Annotated in this window: 17 protein-coding genes; 10 read left to right on the forward strand and 7 right to left on the reverse strand. The window is 56.7% G+C overall.

The genetic code is table 11. The features are described from left to right. Positions 1–122 precede the first annotated feature (122 nt). The 4 genes from cysS (at position 123) to HMPREF1631_RS05585 (ending at position 4824) form a co-directional block, all read left to right on the forward strand. Positions 123–1568, forward strand: a complete 1446-nt coding sequence (gene cysS / locus HMPREF1631_RS05565; RefSeq protein ID WP_034233213.1) for a cysteine--tRNA ligase — start codon at positions 123–125, stop codon at positions 1566–1568. Positions 1569–1681: 113 nt separating this feature from the next. Then, positions 1682–2638, forward strand: a complete 957-nt coding sequence (gene rlmB / locus HMPREF1631_RS05570; RefSeq protein WP_034233462.1) for a 23S rRNA (guanosine(2251)-2'-O)-methyltransferase RlmB — start codon at positions 1682–1684, stop codon at positions 2636–2638. A gap of 34 nt (positions 2639–2672) precedes the next feature. Continuing rightward, entirely contained in the window at positions 2673–3212 is a 540-nt protein-coding gene (locus HMPREF1631_RS05575; RefSeq protein WP_052047157.1) for an ASCH domain-containing protein, read from the forward strand. Between the two features lie 250 nt (positions 3213–3462). Then, positions 3463–4824, forward strand: coding sequence for a uracil-xanthine permease family protein (locus HMPREF1631_RS05585; RefSeq protein WP_034233217.1), 1362 nt, complete (start codon positions 3463–3465; stop codon positions 4822–4824). 30 nt (positions 4825–4854) lie between these two features. On the opposite strand, the gene HMPREF1631_RS05590 is transcribed toward HMPREF1631_RS05585, so the two are convergent. Genes HMPREF1631_RS05590 through ahpC form a run of 3 tightly spaced genes read right to left on the reverse strand, consistent with a single transcriptional unit; the run spans position 4855 to position 8051 of the window. Continuing rightward, positions 4855–5754, reverse strand: a complete 900-nt coding sequence (locus HMPREF1631_RS05590; RefSeq protein WP_034233219.1) for a LysR substrate-binding domain-containing protein — start codon at positions 5752–5754, stop codon at positions 4855–4857. A gap of 39 nt (positions 5755–5793) precedes the next feature. Continuing rightward, positions 5794–7428 (reverse strand): alkyl hydroperoxide reductase subunit F, encoded by a 1635-nt coding sequence (gene ahpF / locus HMPREF1631_RS05595; protein ID WP_034233221.1) that lies wholly within the window; start codon positions 7426–7428, stop codon positions 5794–5796. A 59-nt stretch (positions 7429–7487) separates the two neighbouring features. Continuing rightward, complete coding sequence (gene ahpC, locus HMPREF1631_RS05600) at positions 7488–8051, reverse strand: alkyl hydroperoxide reductase subunit C (protein ID WP_034233223.1); 564 nt, start codon at positions 8049–8051, stop codon at positions 7488–7490. Positions 8052–8411: 360 nt separating this feature from the next. On the opposite strand from ahpC, the gene HMPREF1631_RS05605 reads away from it, so the two are divergent. The 5 genes from HMPREF1631_RS05605 to HMPREF1631_RS05625 all read left to right on the forward strand — a co-directional run bounded on the left by HMPREF1631_RS05605 (position 8412) and on the right by HMPREF1631_RS05625 (position 12889). After that, complete coding sequence (locus tag HMPREF1631_RS05605) at positions 8412–9398, forward strand: L-lactate dehydrogenase (RefSeq protein WP_034233225.1); 987 nt, start codon at positions 8412–8414, stop codon at positions 9396–9398. Positions 9399–9478: 80 nt separating this feature from the next. Then, on the forward strand, positions 9479–10495 hold the full coding sequence (locus HMPREF1631_RS05610; protein ID WP_198017381.1) for an ABC transporter substrate-binding protein: 1017 nt from the start codon (positions 9479–9481) through the stop codon (positions 10493–10495). Between the two features lie 39 nt (positions 10496–10534). Further along, positions 10535–11305: an ABC transporter ATP-binding protein gene (locus HMPREF1631_RS05615; protein WP_034233227.1), complete on the forward strand. Its 771-nt coding sequence runs from the start codon at positions 10535–10537 to the stop codon at positions 11303–11305. Further along, a complete protein-coding gene (locus HMPREF1631_RS05620) occupies positions 11298–12071 on the forward strand; it encodes an ABC transporter permease (RefSeq protein WP_198017382.1) in 774 nt (257 codons plus the stop codon). The genes HMPREF1631_RS05615 and HMPREF1631_RS05620 overlap by 8 nt, the downstream gene beginning before the upstream one ends. Before the next feature lie 86 nt (positions 12072–12157). Next, a complete protein-coding gene (locus tag HMPREF1631_RS05625) occupies positions 12158–12889 on the forward strand; it encodes an HNH endonuclease family protein (RefSeq protein WP_034233228.1) in 732 nt (243 codons plus the stop codon). A 5-nt stretch (positions 12890–12894) separates the two neighbouring features. Here the strand turns inward: HMPREF1631_RS05625 and HMPREF1631_RS05630 are convergent, their stop codons facing one another. From HMPREF1631_RS05630 to HMPREF1631_RS05645, 4 genes are all read right to left on the reverse strand, one after another. Then, entirely contained in the window at positions 12895–14103 is a 1209-nt protein-coding gene (locus HMPREF1631_RS05630; protein ID WP_052047158.1) for an ATP-grasp domain-containing protein, read from the reverse strand. A 19-nt stretch (positions 14104–14122) separates the two neighbouring features. Continuing rightward, entirely contained in the window at positions 14123–15136 is a 1014-nt protein-coding gene (locus tag HMPREF1631_RS05635; RefSeq protein WP_034233472.1) for a peptidoglycan bridge formation glycyltransferase FemA/FemB family protein, read from the reverse strand. 114 nt (positions 15137–15250) lie between these two features. Further along, the gene (murJ, locus tag HMPREF1631_RS05640; protein WP_052047159.1) at positions 15251–16987 is read right to left on the reverse strand and encodes a murein biosynthesis integral membrane protein MurJ; all 1737 of its coding nucleotides are present in this window, start codon (positions 16985–16987) and stop codon (positions 15251–15253) included. A 134-nt stretch (positions 16988–17121) separates the two neighbouring features. After that, positions 17122–17679, reverse strand: a complete 558-nt coding sequence (locus HMPREF1631_RS05645; protein WP_034233476.1) for an NADPH-dependent FMN reductase — start codon at positions 17677–17679, stop codon at positions 17122–17124. Between the two features lie 293 nt (positions 17680–17972). Here HMPREF1631_RS05645 and HMPREF1631_RS05650 point away from each other — a divergent pair, with 293 nt between their 5' ends. Continuing rightward, a complete protein-coding gene (locus HMPREF1631_RS05650) occupies positions 17973–23201 on the forward strand; it encodes a leucine-rich repeat protein (RefSeq protein WP_084707504.1) in 5229 nt (1742 codons plus the stop codon). The last annotated feature ends 81 nt before the right edge of the window (positions 23202–23282 follow it).

Genomic DNA, 23282 nt, shown 5'->3' on the forward strand with positions numbered 1-23282 from the left:
TGCAATTGTCTCTGTTTTTGGCGGTTTTGCACGGCCGCCGGCTGCGGGCAAATCCGTATCCGTTCGCCCAATCCGGGAGTTTTGGCTGGCATTGCGGTGTTTATACGGGGTAGGCTAGAGGCGTGACATTACATTTATATGATTCTGCGGCGCGCGGACTGCGCGAGTTTGTTCCTCTTGTTCCGGGTAAAGTCGGAATTTATCTGTGCGGGGCCACGGTGCAGGGCTCCCCGCATATCGGGCATATCCGTTCTGCCCTTGCTTTTGACGTTCTGGTGCGGTGGCTGCGCCGGTGCGGCTACGATGTTACAATGGTCCGCAACGTTACCGATATCGACGATAAAATCCTCGCCAAATCGGCGCAGGCGAACCGTCCGTGGTGGGCGTGGGCATACAGGTTTGAAAACGAATTTTCCCGGGCATACGATGCCCTGGGTGTTCTCCGTCCCACATACGAACCGCGCGCAACGGGCCATGTTCCGGAAATGATCGAACTGATTGAAAAGATTATCGCTGCGGGACATGCCTATACCGGAGATCCCGGCAATGTTTATTTCGACGTTTCCTCGCTTCCCGATTACGGTTCCCTGACGCGTCAGACGCCGGAGAATATGAGTGCCAACGAAACCGAAGGAGAACCGGACAAGCGCTCCGTCCATGATTTTGCGCTGTGGAAAGCCTCCAAGCCGGGCGAACCGCGTACGGCTTCATGGGATACCCCCTGGGGACGGGGACGCCCCGGGTGGCATCTGGAGTGTTCCACAATGAGCGGCAAATATCTGGGGGAAACGTTCGATATTCACGGCGGGGGAATCGATCTGCGTTTCCCGCACCACGAAAACGAGCAGGCGCAGTCCCATGCGGCAGGTTTCGGTTTTGCGCGCTACTGGATGCACAACGCCTGGGTTACCATCGACGGCGAAAAAATGAGCAAGTCGCTGGGCAATTCGCTGACCGTGGAGAATATACTGCGGGACAATCCCGCCGTGCTGGTCCGTTTTGCGCTCGGCACGGTTCATTACCGCTCGACCGTGGCATATTCGCAGACCACGCTGGCCGAGGCGGGCGCAGTGTGGGAGCGTCTGCAGGGATTTGTGGCGCGCGCCGCACAGGCCGCGGGAGAAGTGCCCGCGCAGGAAGTGGCGCAGCTGCCGGCAGACGAACTGCCTGCGCAGTTTACGGAGGCGATGAACGAGGATCTGAACGTGTCTGCCGCGCTCGCGGTGATTCACGCACACGTGAAGGCGGGCAATGCCGCGCTGAATGCCACGCGGCAGGATACTGCCGCCGTGCGCAGGGAGCAGCTCCTTGTGCGCGCAATGCTCGACGTGCTTGGTCTGGATCCGCTGGCGCGTCCGTGGCGTGACGCCGGCAGCGGCACAGGCAGCACCGACAGCCGGACGATGGCTGCCCTTGATTCGCTCGTGCAGGGAATTTTGGCGCAGCGTGCCCGGGCGCGCGGCGAAAAAGACTGGGCACAGGCCGACCGGCTGCGCGATACTTTGGCGGAAGCGGGAATCGAAGTTGCCGATTCTCCCGAAGGTGCGGTGTGGAAGCTGCGAAAATAATGTTTTGCCGGGCGCCCGCCGGGCAAGGCTGATTTTCGCGCATTTACCGCGGCAGACAGACTGATTTTTGCGTGCGTTTGCCGCACGCGGAAAAGAGCGGGAAAGAGGAGACAGTGGCAGGTCATTTCGGACGTCCGGGCGCGGTACGCAAAGGCAGAAAAGGAGCCAAAGTCGGTTCCGGCGGTCAGCGCCGCGCGGCTTTGGAAGGGAAAGGCCCGACGCCGAAGGCCGAGGACCGCACCTATCATCCCGCCTATCGGCGGAAGAAGGAAGCACAGGCCCGGGCGCGCGCGGCGGAGCCGAAACTGCGCGGGGTTTTACGCATAGCCCCGGGGCATGAGCTCATTGTAGGCAGGAATCCGGTTTCGGAGGCGGTTGCCTGCGGCATTCCGTATCTGCGTGTATTTGCGGCTGCCGCGTTGGCGAACGACGAACGGGTGTCTGCCGTGCTGCGTGCCGCCATGGAAAAAGGTGTGCCGTGCGTGGAGGTGACCCGTACGGAATTGGATCTGATGAGCGGCAATGCGGCGCATCAGGGAGTGGCGCTCGAAGTTCCCCCATACGGGTATGCCGATATCGGGGATTTGATCGATGCGGCGCACGGCGGATCCCGTCCGGGACTGATCGTGGCTCTCGACGGGGTAACCGATCCGCACAATCTGGGCGCGGTTGCCCGCAGCGCGGCGGCGTTCGGTGCGGACGGAATTCTTCTTCCCGTGCGGCGTTCGGCTTCGGTGTCCGCCGCGGCATGGAAGGTTTCGGCCGGTGCGCTGGCGCGTATCCCGGTGGCCAGGGAGACGAATTTGGTGCGGGCTTTGCAGACCCTGCAGAAAGAGGGATATTTTGCGGTTGGTCTGGCGGGAGAGGCAGATACTGCGCTTGCGGATCTGCAGTTGGCCGGAATGCCGCTGGTATTGGTGATCGGTTCGGAAGGCAGCGGGCTGTCCCGTCTGGTGCGCGAAACCTGTGACGTGCTGGTTTCGATTCCGATTTCTTCGCGTACGGAGTCGCTGAATGCCGCCGTTGCCGCAGGGATCGCGCTGTATCAGACCGACCTGATGAGGAAGTAGGCGTTTTGCGTTTGGCGGGAAGGAAAGGCAGGGTATGTCCGAAAACTGTGCGCAGGAGGCGGCTGTTCCGCCAAGTGCGGAAAATCTGAATGCTTTTTGGCGCAACGCGGTGCTTGCCGCGCGTTTCAATCCCGCGGAAGCGTATATGGGGCAAAGTGACCTGGTTTCGCTGCGTCCGCCGGCTTTTTCTTTCGGGGACTGTGCGCGCGAGGCGGACCGTCTCTGCTCTCTGGTGCTGCGGGGTGCGAAAACGGCGGTGTCGGGGTATGAACCGGTTTACCGGGCGGAAAATGTCGGTCTGCCGCGTCCGGGGCAGCTCTCGATTCTCTGCGACGGCGGAGGCCTGCCGCGCGCTCTGCTGCAGACCCGGGAAGTGCGCACGGTTTCGTTTGCGCAAGTTACCCCGGAAATTGCCGCCGCCGAGGGGGAGCCTGATTTAAGACAGTGGATCTTAGATCATGAGATACTGTTTCGGAAAGAATGTGAGGGGCTAGGCATTGATTTTTCCCCGTCCGCCGCGGCGGTAATAGAATATTTTGCCGTACTTTATACGGCAAAAGGGAATAAAAATTAACCGGAACCCAGCTCAGAAAGAAAAAATAAAATATGTCCTCGGATCCGGACCCGGATTTTCCGTGCGCTGCCGTGCGCATTTTTCTCCCGCGGGAAAACGTTTTCCCCGAAAAAGAAAACCGGATAAAACAATACTTTGATTTTCCCGAAAAATCATGTTTTTTTGCGGTGAATACAATAACATCCCCAAATCCGGAAATTTTCCTTTCCCGCACATTACGATTACTGGGAATTAACAACCAGGAGGAGATATGGCACAGATAGGATGGAAACTTCACGGAGACGGAACCCATATCGGGGCCAATGAGGTGGTGTCTCCCAACGAGCGGATGAAATGGCCGATTACGGTTGGGATCGGAGCCCAACACGTGGTGGCAATGTTTGGGGCCACGTTTTTGGTTCCGCTGCTCACAGGTTTCGAACCGGCAACAACACTGTTTTTCACCGGATTCGGAACCATTCTTTTTATTCTGGTTACGGCAGGACGGCTTCCAAGTTACTTGGGGTCGTCTTTTGCTTTACTGGCGCCCATCGGTGCGGTCACCGGTTATACGGCCGGCGGAGGCGCGCCTCTGGACCAGCACAAAGCCGCTCTTGCGCAGGGCGGAATCATCGCCGTGGGTCTTACGCTCGCGCTGGTCGGCGTAGTTGTGCATTTTGCCGGAGCGCGTTGGATAGACAAACTGATGCCCCCGGTCGTAACGGGTGCCATCGTGTCGCTGATCGGCTTTAATCTTGCGCCCGCGGCATGGAACAACGTCAAACAGGCTCCCGTGACCGCAGTTGGCACAATTCTGGCGATTTTACTGGTAACGGTACTGTTTAAGGGAATTGTGGGGCGTCTTTCGATCCTCATCGGAGTTATTGTCGGCTACGTGGTGGCGGTTGTGCGCGGCGAAGTCGATTTTGGCGCGATTTCCGCCGCAGGCTGGGTAGGTGTGCCCCATTTCCGCGCCCCGGCATTTGATTTGTCGCTGCTGGGTCTGTTTGTCCCCGTAGTGCTGGTGCTGATTGCCGAAAACGTGGGCCACGTAAAGTCGGTTTCGGCGATGACGGGCAGGGATTTGGACGATATCACCGGCCGGGCACTCTTTGCGGACGGTATCTCCACCGTATTTGCAGGCAGCGGCGGCGGCTCCGGAACCACCACCTATGCCGAAAATATCGGCGTGATGGCCGCGACGCGCGTTTACTCCACGGCGGCATACATCGTTGCCGCGGCAATCGCCCTGGTGCTGTCGATGTTTCCGAAATTCGGGCAGCTGATCGCGACTATCCCTCCGGGGGTGCTCGGCGGCGCGGCAACAGTGCTGTACGGCATGATCGGAATGCTCGGAGTGCGGATCTGGGTGCAGAACAGGGTTGATTTCTCCGATCCGGTTAATCTGAATACGGCAGCGGTGGCAATGATCGTGGCAATCGCGAATTACACGCTCACGGTGGGCGGGGTCAGCTTTGAGGGGATCGCGCTCGGATCATTCAGCGCGATTGTCGTCTACCACGTTATGCGCTCTTTGGCGCGGTGGAGAGGAACATCGGTGGAATCGGCTTCCCCGGCCTCCGCTCCCGCCGGCGCGGAACTCGAACCCGGAATGCTGAAGCGGGAACACTGAGCCTAAGGTGCCGCCGTCTGTGCCGACGAGTTACCTGTGTAAATCGGCGCAGGCGGTGGCAATCAGCTGTCCCAGACCGGTCATCACCGTATCAATCGGGGAGGCGGCCCGCCAGTTCAGAAAGAGAGACCGGTAGGGTTTGGGCGGGGTGAATTCGCGCAGCACCAAACCTGCCGGCTGGGCAATGGGCGGAAGTGTGGACAGGCGCGGCAGGAGCGTGGTGTCCGGGGAGCCCACAACCATATAGCGCAGAGTTTCCAAAGAAGTGGCGTGGAACTGCGCCGGCACGGCACGGAATCTGCGGCACACTTCGAGCATATTCCTGCGCATGCAGTGCCCGTCTTCGAGAAGAAGCACGCGTTTGGAGAGCAGATCCGAAGGATCCACCGCAGCCTCGCTTTGCGCAAAAGAGGAGTCCGCGCTCGCTGCCAGAAGAAAATCTTCGTCAAAAAGATGTTTTGTTTTTATTGCCGGCGACGGCAGAGGTGAACTGAGAATCGCGGCGTCCACCTGTCCGCTGTCGAGCAGTTCCTCCAACCGGGCGGATTTTTCCTCCGTGAAACGCACGGTGAGATTGGGGCGGTAACGCCGGATAACCGGCATTATTCTGGGAAGCAGGTACGGGCACAGCGTGGGAAACACGCCCAGAATAAGCGTGGACGACCACGGATCCGCGCAGCGTTTTCCGACCTGTCTGATCCGTGCCGCATCAGACTGAATCCGTTTTGCGTAATAAACCGTTTCCCGCCCCGCGGGAGTTAAAATCTGTTTTCCGCAGGAGCGTTCTATAAGCTCGGTGCCCAGTGTCTCTTCCAGCTTCCTGATCTGCGTGGAAAGCGTGGGCTGGGAAACGTTCATTTTGGCTGCGGCTTTGGTAAAACTTCCCTCGTGCGCAAAAGCGATCAGATATTCCAAATCCCTGATATTCATACTCTTCTCCGTGCGGTTCCCCTGCGGGCGCCCCTGAGCTTATGCATGGTTTGGGTCGCGGATCAGATAGTCGAAAGCGCTCAGTGCGGCATTTGCCCCGGAGCCGTAGGCGGTTACGATTTGCTTGTACGGTTCGTCGCTGCAGTCGCCGGCGGCAAAAATTCCCGCAACGGAAGTATGCCCGCTTCTGTCGGTTACGATTTCCCCTGCTCCGTTCAGCCGCAGTGTGTCTTTGAGCCACTGCGTGTTTGGCAGCAGACCGATCTGAATGAATACGCCGTCGGTATCCAGGGTGTGTTCCCGCGCGGGCGCATCAGTGTCGGCCCGGTCCAGATAATGCACCGAAGTAACCTTTTTTCCGTTTCCCTCTATCCTGTTCACCTGTGCATTTGTGATAACTGAGGTGTTTGGCAGACTGTGCAGCGTATTAAGAAGAATTCGGTCGGCTTTCAGCGAGTCGGCAAATTCGACCACGGTCACCCGGCGTGCGATACCCGCAAGATCGATGGCGGCTTCGACCCCGGAGTTTCCGCCTCCGACAACGGTCACGTCTTTGTCTTTAAACAGCGGCCCGTCGCAGTGCGGGCAGAACGATACGCCTTTATTGCGGTATTCGTTTTCTCCCGGAACTTTCAGCGTGCGCCAGGTCGCGCCGCAGGCGACAATTACGCAGCGTGCCCGCAGCGTGCCCCCGCCTTCCGTGCGGACGGTGTGCAGACCGTAGGGAGAATCTGCCGGCTGCAGACTCTGCGCGGTTTCGGGAGCGAAAATGTCGATGTCGTACTGTGCCAGATGCGCGCCGAGATCGGCGGCAAGCTGCGGACCGGTGGTTCGGATTTGGGAGATGTGATTTTCGATGCTTTCGGTTTCCGTTATCTGCCCGCCGCGCCGCTGCATTACCATCGCGGTGCGCAGGCCTTTGCGCGCAGTGTAAATCGCGGCTGCCGAGGCGGCCGGTCCCCCGCCGATCAGGAGGACGTCGTAGGGCGGCTGCGCATTCATCTTTTCGGCGTTTATTCCGGTTTTCGGCGCGGCCGTCCCGCCGTTTTCCCCGGCGGCAAGAATCCGGATTATTTCGTCGGTTTCCGCGCGTCCCGACATAAGGAGCGTTCCGTTTTCGAATACCGCCGGCACGCTCATCACGCCGAGTTTTTCCGTCTCTTCACGAAATGCGCTGCCTTCCACGGCAGTGTGCCTGACTTTCGGGTTTAAAATCGCAACGGTGTTCAGTGCCTGTACCACTTCGGGGCAGTTCAGGCAGGAAACGGACATATATGTGGTGATCTCGTGCTCTCCGAGTGCCTCAATCGCCTTCCGTGTTTCGGCGGTGATTTTGGGTGCGTGCCCGCTTACCTGCAAAATTGCCAGAACCAGGGAACTGAACTCGTGCCCCAGAGGCAGACCGGCAAATACCGCTTCCCCCACGCCGCGCTCCGCGCCGGCTTCGGCATCGGTTTGCGCGCGTCTTATTGTGAAGCGCGGCACCCGTCCGCCGTCCGCGCCGGCTTCGGTAACGGTTATTTTGCCGCTTTGTGCCGCTATCTCCGTCAGCAGTTCACGTACCTGCCCCGATGTCCGCGAAGAGTCGGTGTGTGCGGTAATCTGCACGGGAAACACCATCTTTTTCAGCAGTTCGGCGAGCTGCGCGGTAAGGGAATCGTTTAACAGGGACATAATTTCACACTTTCGGATATTGACTGACTGACGGAGACGGCGGCTGCGGCGGCACTGTTTTAGATCTTGCCTACGAGGTCAATCGACGGAGCCATGGTGGCTTCGCCTTCTTCCCACTTCGCGGGGCAGACTTCGCCCGGGTGCGCGGCAATGTACTGCGCGGCCTTTACTTTGCGCAGCAGTTCGTCGGCGTTGCGCCCGATTCCGTCTGCCGTTGTTTCGTGGAACTGAATCACTCCCTGCGGATCGATCAGGAAAGTGGCGCGGTTTGCGAGACCGCTCTGTTCGTCGAGAGCCTCAAAGTTGCGCGACAGTTCGCCCGAGGGATCCCCGATCATGGTGTACTTAACCTTGCCGATGGCTTCGGACTCGTCGTGCCATGCCTTGTGCACGAAGTGCGTGTCGGTTGAGACCGAGTACACTTCCACGCCCAGCTTCTGCAGTTCCTCATAGTGGTTTGCCAGGTCTTCCAGTTCGGTCGGGCAGACGAACGAGAAGTCTGCGGGGTAGAAGAAGAAGATTGTCCATTTGCCCAGCACGTCGGTATCGCCCACCCGGGTGAATTTGCCGTCTTTGTATGCGTTGGCGCCAAACGGAAGAATGTGTGTGTTAATCAGACCCATCGGGTAACTCCTATTCTGTTCCGGTATTTGCCGCGCACCCGTCCGGGCGCGCCGGCTACGTTCTTTCTTACGTTCATATAATAGGAAATATCTATCAAAAATGCAATGGGTATAGTTTATATCTATGACCGACATACGGTATGCCAATAATTATTTCCTCCGTGCGCAGGCGGTGTCCGCCCGGCGCCGCCGGTGCCGGGCGAAATGTTTCCCCGTCTGAGATGGGCCGGATTTCGCGGCAAAAAAGAATTTTCCGGTTTTCCGCCGCCTCCTGCGCCGCGGGCGGTGTGAGAAAAACCTATTGAGTGCGCGAAGACGATAGGGGATAATGGGAACGGAACTTCAGGGAAAGGAATAATTATGCGTGAAACTGCAACCGGAATGTATCCAATGTCCACCGGACGTCCGTCAAAAATTGCCGTGATCGGCGCCGGCGCCGTGGGTACGGCGGTCGCCTATGCCTGTGCGATTAAGGGAGACGCGCGCTCTATTGTGCTCCACGATATCAACAAACCGAAAGTGGAAGCCGAAGCGCTCGATATTGCGCATGGAATTCAGTTCACGCCCACCTCCAGTGTGGAAGGTTCCGACGATGTTGAAATCGTGCGCGGAGCGGATATGGTAATCGTCACCGCAGGGGCAAAGCAGAAACCGGGGCAGACGCGTCTCGACCTCGCCGGCTCAACGGTTGATCTGATGAAAAAAATTCTGCCCAATCTGCAGGAAGTGGCCCCCGACGCAATTTTCATGTTTATTACCAACCCCGTGGACGTAGTCACATATGTTGCCCTGAAGCTGATGGGTTTGCCGCGTGAGCGCGTATTCGGTTCCGGCACGGTGCTCGACACCTCCCGCCTGCGCTATCTTGTTTCCCGCGAAACGGGCGTAGCCACGCAGAATATCCATGCCTATGTGGCAGGCGAACACGGCGATTCCGAAGTTGCCCTGTGGTCCAGCGCGGAAATCGGCAATGTGCCGCTGCGTCACTGGGGTCCCACGCTTGGCGGCAGACTGTTCGACGCCGAAATGCGCGAAAATATCGCGCACGACGTGGTGCAGTCCGCCTACCGGATTATCGAGGGCAAGGGAGCTACGAATTACGCAATCGGTTTAACGGCTTCCCGGATTGTGGGAGCGGTGCTGCGCGACGAAAACCGGGTGCTTACCGTCTCCACGCTGCTGGAAGAATGGGAAGGAATTTCCGATGTGTGCATGGCTGCTCCGACGATCGTCGGACGCGAAGGTGCCGGACGGGTGCTCACCCCGCCCCTGACGCTTGCCGAACGCGACGGACTCACCGCCTCGGCAGTCCGTCTGCGGCAGGTTGCCCGCGATCTGGGCTTCTGAAAAGCCGGTTTCCATCCCGGTTTTACTGCCGGCATTTTCCGTGGAAATATTATAGTGACGTTCTATGATATGAAGGGTAAATGATGGGTGGATCTCTCTCTTTGCTGAAAAAATCGATGGCTGTTTTTGCCGCGGGAGCACTGGCGGTGCTCGGTTTGGCCGCCTGCTCCGATTCGACGGCGCAAAGCACGAAAAAGGCATCCGCAGACAGGCCGGCGGCGCAGGAACAGACCGTGAATGTGGGCACACTGGCCACAGAGGATTTTCTTCCGATGTGGAAAGCCGAAAAGGAAAAGCTGTTTGCAAAGCAGGGCGTGAAAGTCAAAATTTCGGTGTTTTCCTCCGCGCAGGAGCTTTCCGCCGCGCTCGCGGCAAAGGCAATTGACGGGGCAATGACGGACATTCCCGTTGCCGCCTCCTTAACCAAAGGCGGCACACCGATGACTCTTTCCTGGGTGACACTCGGGCAGACGGCAAAAGAGGGCAGATTCGGAATCATGGTCGGGCCGAAATCGAAAGTACGGGATCTGAAAGACCTGGCAGGAACGCCAATCGGTGTGGGTTCGGGCACGATGCTTGAATATGTGATGGACCGGCTCATGCTCAATGCGGGCGTGGAAAAGTCGCAGATCATGAAAGAGGAGCTGAAAAAACTGCCCGTGCGCTTCCAGCTGGTAATGCAGGGAGAGGCGGAAGCCGGCGTATTTCCCGCTTCGCTGCTGGCATTGGGCGAACTGCAGGGGGCAAAGGTGATTGCCGAGGATACAGCCGGTGAAAATCTTTCGCAGTCGGTGATGGCATTCAGAAGTGATTTCGTAAAAGACCGCGCCGGGCAAAAAGCGGTTAAGGCTTTGCGCGCTGCCTGGGACGCGGCGGTGAAGCAGATCAACGCCAATCCCGAAATGCAGCGTGAACTGATGGTGGCCAATACAAAACTGGCCGATCCGCTGAAGGCAACCTATCCGGTTCCCCATTATCCGGCGGCGGCGCGGCCGCAGGCCGAATCTGTGAAGTCCGTGCTGGAATGGATGAAGGAGAAAGGCTATGCCGACTCTCTTTCCTACGATCCGAAGAGCGGAGCGCTGAAAAAGGCATAACGGAAATACGCGAACGGATTAAGGCAGAGTTCTTTTACGATGCGTGTTTTGTCTCTTGAAAAAGTAACACACCGCTACCGGACCCGCAGCGGCGAAGTAACGGCGCTGCGTGAGGTGGATTTGCGGATTGAAGCCCGTGAAAGTGTGGCTGTTTTGGGCCCTTCGGGCTGCGGAAAATCAACCCTGCTGCGGATTATCGACGGCCTTTTGCCGCCGACTTCGGGTACTGTGCGCGTGGACGGCAGAAAACTGACCGCTCCCAGAGAGCGCACGGCTCTGATTCTTCAGGATCTGGGTCTGCTGCCGTGGAAAACCGTACTGGAAAATGCCTGCGTCGGGCAGGAGATAAGAGGAGTGCCGAAAGCCCGGGCCCGCGCCGCCGCGATGGAATTTCTGCATAAGGTGGAGCTGGAGCGCAGCGCGGACTTGTATCCGCAGGAGCTCTCCGGAGGCATGAGACAGCGTCTGGCAATTGCGCGGGCGATGATTTTGGGCTGTGACCTGCTTTTAATGGACGAGCCGCTGTCTGCCCTGGATGCGCTGCTGCGCGAAAGAATGCAGAGGCTTTTGCTCGATATGCAAAAGACATACGGATATGCGCAGGTGGTGGTGACGCATTCGATTGAGGAGGCTGCTCTGCTGGGCAAAAAAATTGTGGTGATGGCCGCCAATCCCGGGCGGATCGTCTCGGTTGTGGACAATCCGGGGCAGGGCGGGCAGGACTACCGCAACTCCGGGGAACTGTTTGAGATGACGAAGCTGTTGCGCGCCCTGCTGCGCCGGGCCCGGGAGGAGAAGCCCGGTGCATAGAACACGGAAAAGAAAAATACGGAAAATATATTCCCTGTGGGGCTACTGCGCCGCTCTGCTCCTGATTCTTTTGGGCTGGGAGGCAACGGCACTCGTTCTGCGTTCCCCGGCCGTGCCCGGTCCCTATACCACTTTCACTGTGTTCTTCCTCCAATTTCCCGCACTTCTGCCGCAGTTTGCGGTTTCCTTTTACCGCGTGCTCTGTGCCCTGTGCCTGGGGACTGCCGCTGCTTTCCCCGTGGCGGTGACGCTTGCGCGCAGTGAAAAAGCGGATAGGGTGTTTGCCCCGTTTCTGTTTCTTACCTACCCGGTTCCGAAAGTCGTTCTGCTGCCCGTATTTCTGGTTCTGCTCGGCCTCGGTGACGCCGCAAAAATCGCGCTGATCGGCGTGACGGTGTTTTTCCAGGTAATGATGGCGATGAGGGACGCGGTGCGGCGCGTTCCGCACTCATATATTGATTCCGTGCGTTCCATGGGTGCCCGGAGGGCGGATATATACCGGCATGTTATTGTGCCGGCGGTATTGCCCGATTTATATGCGGCGCTGCGGATTGCCGGCGGAACGGGTGTGGCACTGCTGTTTATTGCCGAGTCGGTGGCGGGTACTTCCGGTCTGGGATATATGATCATGAACGCCTGGAGCCTTGTGGATTATCCGAATATGTTTGCCGCAATCACGGCAATGGCGGTTTTGGGACTTGCCGTATATGAAATTATTTCTCTTTTGGAATATAAGACCTGCTCCTGGACGCGTGCGGGAAAATAGTGCCGGACCCGGCGCACCCGGAAAACATAAAAGCCTGCTGTGGAAAGAATTTCTGCCGCGGATAATTTTTCGGGATAATGTGTTCCATGGGAAAAACACGGAGAAAAAGGATTATTTTGCTGTGCGCGGCCGTTCTTTTCCTCTGGCTGTCCGTTCCTGGGCTCGGTCCGGATATAGCCGGGTTGGAGGCCGAATACGGGTGGAAAGTCGGGGGAAATCTGCGCGCTCTTCTATCCGGTGCGCCGCCGGCGGAATTGCCCGACACCCCCTCTGCCCGCCGGCTGGAACGGCTGGCTGTCCGCACAGATACCGGCTATCGGCATTACCGGCGGGAAGAATTCGGGCCGGCATGGGCAGACACCGACCGCAACGGGTGCGATACGCGAAACGATATTCTTGGGCGCGATCTGAAAAATCCCGTATTTAAGGCAAAAACACATCACTGCGTGGTACTCTCCGGCACGCTGAACGATCCTTATACGGGAGAAACGATTGAATTTCGGCGGGGGAAAAATACATCGCAGAAAGTTCAGATAGATCATGTGGTTGCGCTCGCCGATGCATGGCGCTCGGGTGCCTATCGGTGGACTGCCCGGGAGCGCGCCGAGTTTGCCAACGATACCGAAAATCTTCTTGCCGTAGACGGTCCGCAAAACGTTGCCAAAGGCGCGTCCGATATCAGTGAGTGGGTTCCCCCGAACAGCTCTTTTCGGTGCGCGTACGCAAAACAGCAGATTCTGGTGAAGAGCAAATGGAAGCTCAGTGTATCGGCCGCGGAAAAACGGGCATTTGGGCAGATACTGCGCCGCTGCCCGTAACGAACCTATCCGCGAACCATCTGCGCCAGTTCGGAACCCAGTTTCTTTCGGTGCGCGGTAATTCTTGCCCTGCGCAGCGCATCGGAATCCGCCGCGTAGTCAAGTGCGTTGCCCGTATTCCGATACCTTTCTTCGGCCCGGAAATGAGCCAGATTCTCCCCATCCAGCAGCTTTTCGACGGATGCGCGGTCGGCTGTGATCCAGTTAAACGGCCTGCGTTTGATTTCGGGCAGATCCGCGCCCGCAAAATCGCGCACCGCCTGTTCAATGAAATTCACGCCGTTGAGGTTTGCGTAGTGGAAACTGCGCCCGAGACGCGTATTTAACTCCAGCATATACGGGCGGTCCGTGTGCGCGTCCACTTTGAAATCAAAATTGAAAAATCCGTAGTAGCCCAGTTTTTCCAGGGCGCGGGTGCACATTCCAAACAGATCGGAACGGTCGGTGTCGGTCAGAAGCAGATGATTGCCCACCCACATCGGGCGTTTGTCGGTAAGCACGCTGCGCGCCTGCACAAAAGTGCACTGTTGCGTGCGTCTGCTGCGATATCCGTTTACCGAATACTCCTGTTCGTTTGTGCCCGCAATATAGGTTTGGACCAGCATTTCCCCGGTGAACCCGCTGCGGAACACACTTCCGAGATATGCGCGTGCCTCATTTGGGTCCGCGGCAAAAAATCCCTTGTGTTTGCCCGGAAAGTCAAAACGGTTAAATTCCCCGTAATTGGCCGCTTTCAGGAACAGGGCACCTTCTTCGGGGACGGCCCGGCAGTAGTTCTCTGCCGTGGCAACACCCGTCTTGGGCACGGCCACGCCGCACTCTTCCATCCGGGAATAGAAATAGTTTTTGTCTGCGAGAGCCGGCCCGAGTTTGGGATCAGGGTAGGGAAGCAGGGGCGTAAAATCCAAATTTTCGAGACAGGAGTAAAGAAGTTCCAGGTATTCTTCGGTGGGGCCGAAAATCATCACTTCGTCAATTTCATCGCGGTATTTTGCGTAGACCGAGTTGAGCAGTGCGCAAAATACATCCGGATCCGAGGAAAACCGGGGATCGGTGTGCAGGTGGGCGATTGAAGTGCGGTAAAACGGGAGCAGCACGCCCGCCCCGCAAACCACGCACTTTTTTCCGAATGCCGCATGGTAGCTGCGTGCAATCGTATAGGAATTCTCGTCCGTGCCCAAAATAACCGGAAGAATTTTTTCCGCATCCGTCATTTTTCCCACCTTTGCGTCTCTAGTGTGCCCGGGCTTTTGAGCGTCTGATAAACAGAGCGTATTTCTCTTCGTCCAACGGAATGTCCAGATTTCCGATCCAGTTCACAACGCCGTCGCCCGTAAATTTACGCTTGAAACGGTACAGACCGTCGTTTTCTTCGTCCGTGGAAAAAATACCGCCCATGTCGTAATAACGGTATCCGTGCTCAAAAGTGTATTTCAGTTCCTCAAAATTGATCTGGTAGCTTTGCCCGAGATTATATTCGTGGGTATCCGCGCCATACATCGAAAATGCCCGGTTGCCGTGCGTCACAAGCATGGATGTGGCGACTGCCTCGCCTTCGTACATCGAAAAACTGAGCCGCACATTTCCCGGGAAGGCGTCGTAAAGACGCTCAAAATAGTCGTAGGGACGGTAAGTGATGCCGTGATACTTATTCATTATTTCCAAAATGCGGTAAAACTCCGGCAGATCGCCGCGCCCGCCCACACGGTTGCTGATTCCCAGGCGGTAGGAGCGCCGGACCGTTTTTCGCGTATTGGTCGACAGCGAAGCCAGGATCTCCTCGGCATTTGCGAAACCGGACTCTGAAAAGTCCATAACCAGGCTTTGCAGCGGCTGGGAAGTGGATCCGTGGTCTTTGCGGAACGTGTATCCGCAGCTGCGGTAAAGCTCTTCAATTTCGGGGTTCTCGGGAATTTCCGGATCCATGCGGAATAAAAATCCGTTCCGTGACCGGGCAAAATCACTGATTTCCCCCAGAAGTGCGCACACCGAAGCGGTATCGGAAAGATCGCATACCGGTCCGCGCGGAGCGTAGAAAAAACGTCCGCCGATATCTTTGTCCGCAATGGAAAGCACGGAAACCGCGGCAGTGACGCGGCCGTTTTCCTCGGTGTAAAAACAGTGGTGCTGCCAGCCCTTTTTCACCTGTGCCCAGCCAAATGTCTGCATAAGTGAACCGTAGGGGGAAGAGTCGGTAAATTCGCGCAGTTCCCGGACTTTTTCTTTATCGTCAAAATTTAAAAGCACGATGTTGATTATATCAGGGAGGAGGGGAAACGGAATCTTTTCCTGTTTTCCGGTAAGCCGTGCGCGCACGGCCGGCGGCGTGTTTTGCCTCTTTGGCCCGCGCGAAAGAAGGCTTTATCTGATTTTCGCGGCTATTTTCTTCAGTCCCAGTTTGGAGGCGATCAGAGCCAGAGCCCGGATAATGGCGTCCAGCTCACGTATTGCGAAAAGTTTCAGAAGCGCCAGGAATGCCGTTCCCATCAGCGGTGTAACCACCAAAATCACAATCACGGATCTGAAAAATCCGCCCTGCGTTATGTGTGCGGCAAACACGTTTACCGCCGCGAAAAACGGAACGGTAATCAGCAGCGTGACGGCGAGCAGCTTCAGGTGTGTGCGCAGAATTTCTCGCCCGTGAATTCTCTGCAGGAGTTTTCGGCAGCGGAGGAACAGAAGCGTTCCGCTGGTTGCCGTGGCAACGCTCATCACCGCGGCGATTGCGCTTACCGTATATACGGGAGGCAGCAGGGAGCACAGCAGATACCCTCCCGCCAGAATAAACTGCGCCGGCAGAGCCATAAAAAAAGCACCGCGCATATCGTTGAACGAATAGCATACGCGGTTAAATACGATCGTCGCCCCGGCTCCGAGAAGAGTAAAGCTCATCGGGACCACCACAAACGCCAGAGAAACAATTTCATTTTGCGAACCGGCGGGCACGAAAATCCGGGAAACGGGCATGGCGAGCACGGCAATTAGGGAAATTGCGAGGAAATTAAAGGCGGAGACGGTGTTTATCGTGGATGCCGCCTGCCGGCGCATCTGCACATAGTCGTGTTTCTGCGCGGCTTTGGCAAGCCGGGTGAACATGGCGGTGGCGATCGAAACGGTAATGAGCGATGTGGGAAGCTGGCAGATGGAAAAAGAAACCGTATAGGCGGCATTTCCCGCAACCAAAGCGGTGTCTGTTCCCGCATCCAGCGCTTTCTGCGTGGCGCCCGAGGCAACATTTGTTTCCAAAGCCGTGGGGATAATGGAAATGAACGTGAGGAAAAGAACCCAGAGGGATGCCCTGCCCGCCGTGCCCAGACCGGAATTGCGCCATGCAAAATCGGGGCGGAAGCGGATTCCCACCAGATGCAGAAACCTGAAGAGAATCAGTGCCTGCGAAGCAACGCCCGCGGTGGAGAAAACTGCCAGAATCAGCCCGCGCGCGCCCTGCCATGCCTGCGGATTTCCGACGGTCTGCGCAGTGGCACGTCCGAAAAGCAGCAGCAGCAGCAAAAGGCCGGCGATTGCCACGACGTTGTTCAGCACGGGAGCCCACATGCCCGGGCCGAATTTTTCCCTTGCGTTCAGGATTTCCCCGAGTATTGCGTACAGGCCGTAAAAAAACAGCTGCGGCAGACACCAGTAAGTGAAAAATACCGTCATGGAGTACCACTGCGCGTCCATCGTGGAAGCAAAAGTTTTTACCACCAAAGGTGTGGCCAGTGTGAGCACGGCGGTGAGAACGCCCAAAACGGTAACGGAGAGCGTAAGAAGCTTGTTGATAAAGGCGCTGCCTCCGTCCGCACAGTTTTCGGATGCCTTCACGATGGAGGGAACCAGAACCGCGTTTATCAGTCCCCCTGCGATGGTTGCAAAAATAATATTGGGGAGTTTGTTTGCAATATCGAAGGAATTTGCAATCGGAGAGTTCAGGCCGAGCACCAGAGTCAGCAAAACCGGGGAGCGGATCATGCCCAGGATTCGTGAGGTGAATGTGCCGAGAAACATTACCAGCGATGAACTTACCACGGAAGAATGGGATGTTTTTTCCGTCTGTGCCTCCGCCGCGCGTGCGGAGTGTGCCGTTGAGTGCATCTTCATAGCAGTAGTCTAAGCCATCGGCATGCTTTGCGTTAATATCTGCGGGCAGGTGTGAATGTGTCAATCGAAAGAAAAGAGCGTTGATGCGTGCCCGCCTTCCCCGCGGAAGGCGGGCACGCAGAAGAGATGCGGGGTTACTTTTCGATCAGAGAGACGAAATTTTCAATATACCGGCGCAGGAACGCAACCGTGTCGGGTGCGCAGATTTTTCCGTTTTCGTCCAGCAGTTTGGGTGAGTGCCCAAGGAAAACTTCCGGCTGGCCGGGCAGGGGCATATCGAAATACGACAGTGCCAGACGCAGATTCTTCTGCGCGCTGTATCCGCCCATGCTGCCTACGGAATGGCTGACGATTCCGGCCGGCTTGTTTTTCCATGCCACATCGCTGTTTGGCTTCGAACCGATGTCAACGGCATTTTTCAGGCAGGCGGGAATGGTCCGGTTGTTTTCTGGGGTCACAAACAGAACTCCGCAGCAGGCTTTGATCGTTTCCCTAAATTCGCGGTATTCCTCCGGCAGGGGCATATCGGTTACTTCCGGATCGTCGTAATCAAAGCTGTAAAGCGGCAGACCGCCGATTTCCACTATTTTTGCCTCGTAGCCCGCAGGGAAATATTCTGCCAGGTTTTCCGCTATTTTACGCGCATAAGATCCGCGTCGCAGGCTTCCTACAAGTATCGAAATTTTTTTCATGTTCTGTAACTCTTCGTTCTCTCGCTTTTGTGCCGTTTTGCGGCGGCACGGTCTGTGTTCCGTCCGCATCTGCGGCCGGTGTGCGTATCGGCAAAGGAGACGCTCCTTTTGCGTCTTTTATTGTAACAGCTCAATTTTTCTTTTTCTTCCCGCGGGCGTTTCCGTTCCCGCGGGGCGCAGGTCTGTTTCCTAAATTGCCCTGACGTGCGGGTTTGGGGGTGTTCTCGCAGGTAAAATTATGTTAGGATACCCTTTGTCCGTATTTTTGTATTTGCAGCCTGTGGGGGTTATCTATGCTTTTTTCACCCGACTGTGTTTTCTTTACGCGCAGAAAAACAATGGTTTTCTTTTTCGCTTTTCTCTTTGCGCTCAGTTCCTGCTGCGCAGGCATGGGCAGGGCGTTTGCCTTTGGCGCGGGCACGGCTGCGGATATGCCGGACAATGGGAAATCCGGGGTAAAAATTTCTTCGGATGTACGTGTGGGGCCGGACGGATTTGCCGACGTGCTCGTTACTTTTGCCGACAGTGCCCCGGACAGACGGATTTCGCAGGCCCGTGCGGAACTTACGCCGAATGCGCCCATGGCGGCGATCGCTCTGCGTGCCGCCTCACTGAGGGCAGACGCGGCGCAAAAGCAGGCTCTGCAGATTCTTGCGGGCAATCCGGGAGTGAAAAGTTTTGAGCAGCTGAAAATTGCCAATACGATTAATCTGAAGGCCCGCCCCGACGTGCTTAACGCGTTGGCCCGGCTGGAGCAGGTGCGTTCTGTCAGCCCCAATCGCAGTGTACATCCGGTTAAGCCCGCAAAAACACGCCGTGCCGCCGTGGGTTCCCCGCGCAGCGCAGAGTTTGACGAATCTGCGGAGGTGGAAGAAAACATAAAGGCGATCCGCGCAGACAAAGTGTGGGATATGCGAAAAATCGACGGAAAAGGCGTGACCATCGGTCTTATTGACCAGGGTGTGGATTTTTCCCATCCTGCCTTAAAAACACATTTTCGCGGATATGACCCGAAAACGGGCAATATCGAATTAAAGGGCAATTATCTGGACCTTGTCGGCAGCGGAAATACAGATACGCACGGCACTCATGTGGCGGGAATTATGGTCGGTTCCGAGCCGAGAATGCGTGGCAATACCGAAGTGCGGGTAAATCGGATCGGAGTTGCCCCGGGTGCAAAATTTATTGCCGTGCGTGCATTCCGCGACGGGGTCGGAGGAAGCAACGCCAATATTATCAAAGCCTGCCGGTGGATGCTCGCTCCGGGAGGCGATCCGGGCAAAGCTCCCAAAATCATTAATCAAAGCTGGTCCGACGGCACGGACAAACCCGATCCGTGGCTGGAAGAAGTGTCCAAGACTATCCGTGAAGCGGGAATTTTAAATGTTTTCAGTGCCGGAAACAGCGGTGCGGTAAAAGCCGTGCCCGGTTCGGTGGACAATCCCGGTTCAATGCCCGGTGTGTTAAGCGTAGGTGCCGTAGACAACGACGGGCGTCTGGCTGATTTTTCCCGCAGGGGACCGGGCAAATGGCCGGGTGCCGAACTTAAACCGGATTTGACGGCTCCCGGCGTGCATATCCGCTCCTCACTGCCGGGCGGACGTTACGCTTCCTGGGACGGCACCAGCGGCGCCGCTCCGCACGTGTCCGGCGTGGCTGCTCTGGCGCTGCAGGCCAATCCGAATCTTTCCGTGGCGCAGCTTGAAGACCTGCTGAAAAAGAATACGCGCGGCGGAACGGATGAAAATTATCCGTCCAAGCCGAATTTTGGCTATGGGTATGGCGTGACGGATGCTTTGGACACGGTAAATGCGGCATTGCGCGCGGCAGGGAAACTGCCGGAGGCAAAAACGGGAACTTTAAGCGGAAAAGTTTCGGTAAAGGCAGCTGCGCCCGCCGAAATCAAAGCCGACGTTGATATCCCGGCGCGCGCCTATGTGCGCCGCTCTCTGCCTGTATCCGTTGAGTTGGGCGATTCTGCGGATATTAAAACACTTACCCTTGTTTTGCTGCAGGGCGGCACTAAGGCAGCCGAACAGAAAGTTTCGGTAGGAAAAAACGGAAGCGCTTTCTATAAGATCGCAATTCCGGGAGATAAAATTACCCGCGCGGGAAATTATCGGCTTTCGGTGCAGGCGCAAACCACCTCCGGCGATACATACACAACGGAAGAAGTGCCCGTAACGGTAAAAGAATCCGTAAAACCCGGAGAATATTTCACCGATTTTGAGCAGCGGGAGGCCGGAATCGACACAGAAGGCGATTTTGGAATCGGTACGGTAAATCTTCAGGCCGACCCGAAACCTGCCTCCGGCAGTGAAATTTTGGGTCTGAATCTGAACCGGCTCGGAATGGGAAATGCTCCGCAGTCCACATTCGAGCTGCCCGCCATAGATCTGACCGGCATAAAAGCCTCGGATAAAGCGGAGCTCGTCTTTGACGAAAATGCTTCCTGGAGCGGAGGCGTGATCGGATTCCAGGCGCTGGGCGTGCCCAAAGCGCCGGAAGAAAAAGCCCTGGAAGTATTTAATTATCCTACGAAACTGCAGCAAAACGGATGGGTGCAGAGGCGGATCGATCTTTCGCGGTTTGCCGGAAAAACCATTGATCTGTTTGGGTTCAGCATAGTCGGCGGAGGCGTATCCGGCGAGGGATGGTCTGTGGATAACCTGCGGTTGGAGTTAAACGGAAAGACGCTGAAAGCAAACACCGAGCCGGCGCCGCGCAGGATCGGAAAAATGACGGCCGTTTCCGCTCTTTCTTCGGGTCTGAAGCCGGTTTTGGCCGGAATTTCGATTCCGTCCCTGGGGCTGAAAGCGAAAACGGACGGGAAAACGGGTGTATTTGCTTTTTCGTCTCTCCCCGTGGGAAAGTATGACGTTTATCTCGGTGCGCAGGGCTTCGTGACGCAGAAACACACGATAGAGGTGAATGCCGATACGGAAGAAAAACTTGACGTTGTGCTGGAGAAAGACGCATCTCTTCCGGCTCCGCCGCCGTCTTCCGGTTCCGAAGACGGCGCGGGCAGTGTGCCTTCGGAGGGTGAATCGGGAATGCGTGAGATAGGCTACGACAACAATAACCCGTTGGCGGGCGGAATTATTCACGCAAAAACTGGCAATGCCGTTGCGGTGGACGTAACGGGCGGTGCGGATTGCGAGCTGGGAGCGGTGCGGATTTTCGGCGCGGGAAACAATCCGTATCTTCGTTCCGGGAAGATGGAATTGCGGATAAAAGCGGTAAATTCTCTCGGACGTATCATAGATGTGGCAAAGCCGCGGATGATCACGGTGAAAACCGGTGTTTGGAATCAGATTGACCTTTCGGGGGAGAAGATTCGCGGCAACCGGAAGCTCTATGTGACGGTGAAGCAGATTTTGCCCGGCGGACGCACCCCTGCCGTGGCTTTGGATGGCTCTGTGCGCCCCTCAACTTCCGCAGTATCCCATGCGTATCTGTTTAACGGCGAATTTGTGCCGTTGAAATCCACGGGGTATTTCGGAATGCCCATGATCAGGGCCGTGTTTAAGACGAATAATCCGCAGGATAAGGCACTTTTCCCCGCTGCGCCGAAATTTGCTCCGCAGATTGGCACCGCTCCCGTGCCCGACCCCCTGATTTCCGACGAGCAGCAGCCGAAAGACCTGACCGATGTGGGCGAATGGCAGATCAGCCCCTCGCGGGGAGTGATCACCAAATGGTATAAACTCGGTGAGTTTTTGGCCAAACCCGCCAATGAGCAGATCTTGGAGGTGCCCGGGGAAATCGGAGGCGTGAAGATAACGGGTATCGGCGCCGGGGTGTTTAAGAATCCGGCGCGCGGGGTAAAGAATGTGGCCGAAGTCCGGATCCCGGAGGGCGTCACTGAGATTAATGCCGAAGCGTTTTTCAATCTCGGCGTAGGAAAAATAAGCTTCCCGCAGAGTCTGGAAAGAATCTATGCCGGCGCTTTCCAAAACGCAAAAGTGAAAGAACTTGTTCTTCCCGGAAATCTGCGCTACATAGGCGAGGATGCATTTGCCTACAGCAGAAAAATCGAAAAGCTCGACATTCCCGACAGTGTGGAATTTATCGGCCGTTCGGCTTTCGACGAAGCCGAGGCGCTGACTTTCCTGAAACTTCCCCGGAATCCGAAATTCACGGAAATCAGCGCGCTGACTTTCCACAGCGCGGGAAAACTTACGGAAGTGGAGATTCCCGCTTCCGTGCGGATGATCAAAGCCGGTGCTTTTGATAAAGGATTTTCCTTCGACGAAAGCGGAATTACCCGTTTGGTCCTGCACGAGGGACTGGGTTCCATTCAGGACAATGCGTTCAAGGGGAATAAGATCAGCGTGCTGCGGATTCCGGATTCGGTGGAGGAAATTGCGGATTCGGCTTTTGAAAACAATAAAATCAATTCTTTGGTGCTCGGCACGTCTTTGCGCACGATCGGAAGCAGTGCCTTTGAAACAAACGAATTGAAAGAAGTTGTGCTGCCGGATCGGACCGAATCGGTGGGCAGAAGGGCTTTTGCCGACAATCCGCTGAACCTGGTGCGTTTTGGGCGCAGTCTCATGCCCTACGACAAATCGAAGAAAAAGGGAATCAGAGAGTATGCCCTTCCCGATACTTTGGGCAAATTGGAGATATACCGCGCGGAGCAGGTGAATGATAAATTCAAAGAATCTTTGGCCTCCGACAGCGGGCTGAAGACGCAAATTACAGTTCTGGACGGCAAAGTGAAAACTTTCACCGATGCCGAAACGGGAATTAAAGCGGAAATCGGATCTTCGAATATTGCAGAAGGCGTAAAGCCGAAAATCTCTGTGCTGGCGCAAGACGGTGAGCAGGTAAAGTCGCTCATCGCAGGGCTCGCCCCGGACGGCCGGCGTATTTCCGTTCTTCGCGCGGTATCGGTGCAAATGGTTGACGCAAATGGGAAAAAGGCGGACTGGCAGGGAACGCTGCGGGTATTCTTACCCGTTTCGCAGGCGGGTGCCCGGATTTATACCCGGCCTTTGGGGAGCGGTGACCGGTGGACGCTGCGTTCTTCCGCGGAGCAAAATGCGGATGCTGTTTCGGACCGTTCCGCAGCAGATCCTTCTGCGCCGGCCGGCGGCGTGAGTGTGGAACTCTCCGCGGCTTCCGAGATTGCTGCCGTGCACGAAGATGCATCCGCGCCGGATTTGCCGGGTGAGATTGATTATGGATACAGGCTGCCGTTTATACCCCCGTTTAGTGTGCCGTTGCCGCCGGATGTGAACCCCGGCGGGGAGAGCGGGCATTCCTCCGATTCGGTTACGCCCGGAGCGGGATCAGTTTCCCCTGCGGGCACTCCCGGCGAAAGCTTCGCGCATACGCCAAAGGGCGGATCGGATAAAGTTTTGCTTTCCGCCGGGAATCGTGCGCGCCGTCTTTCCCGAACGGGAGCCGCACTGCCGCTGACGTGTCTGTATGCGTTTTCTGTTCTTCTCGGTGCCTCTGTCTGCGTGCGCAGAAGGGAGAAAATGCGGCGGCGGCGTATAGTCGGTAGCATATAGATGGGTGCGCGGCGGCGCTGCCGTTTTCGCACGCCGCCGCGCAGCGCGAAGCGTACGGATTTTCCCGTGCGCTGCCGCGCC

The organism is Arcanobacterium sp. S3PF19 (assembly GCF_000758825.1).
Classification (GTDB): domain Bacteria; phylum Actinomycetota; class Actinomycetes; order Actinomycetales; family Actinomycetaceae; genus Arcanobacterium_A.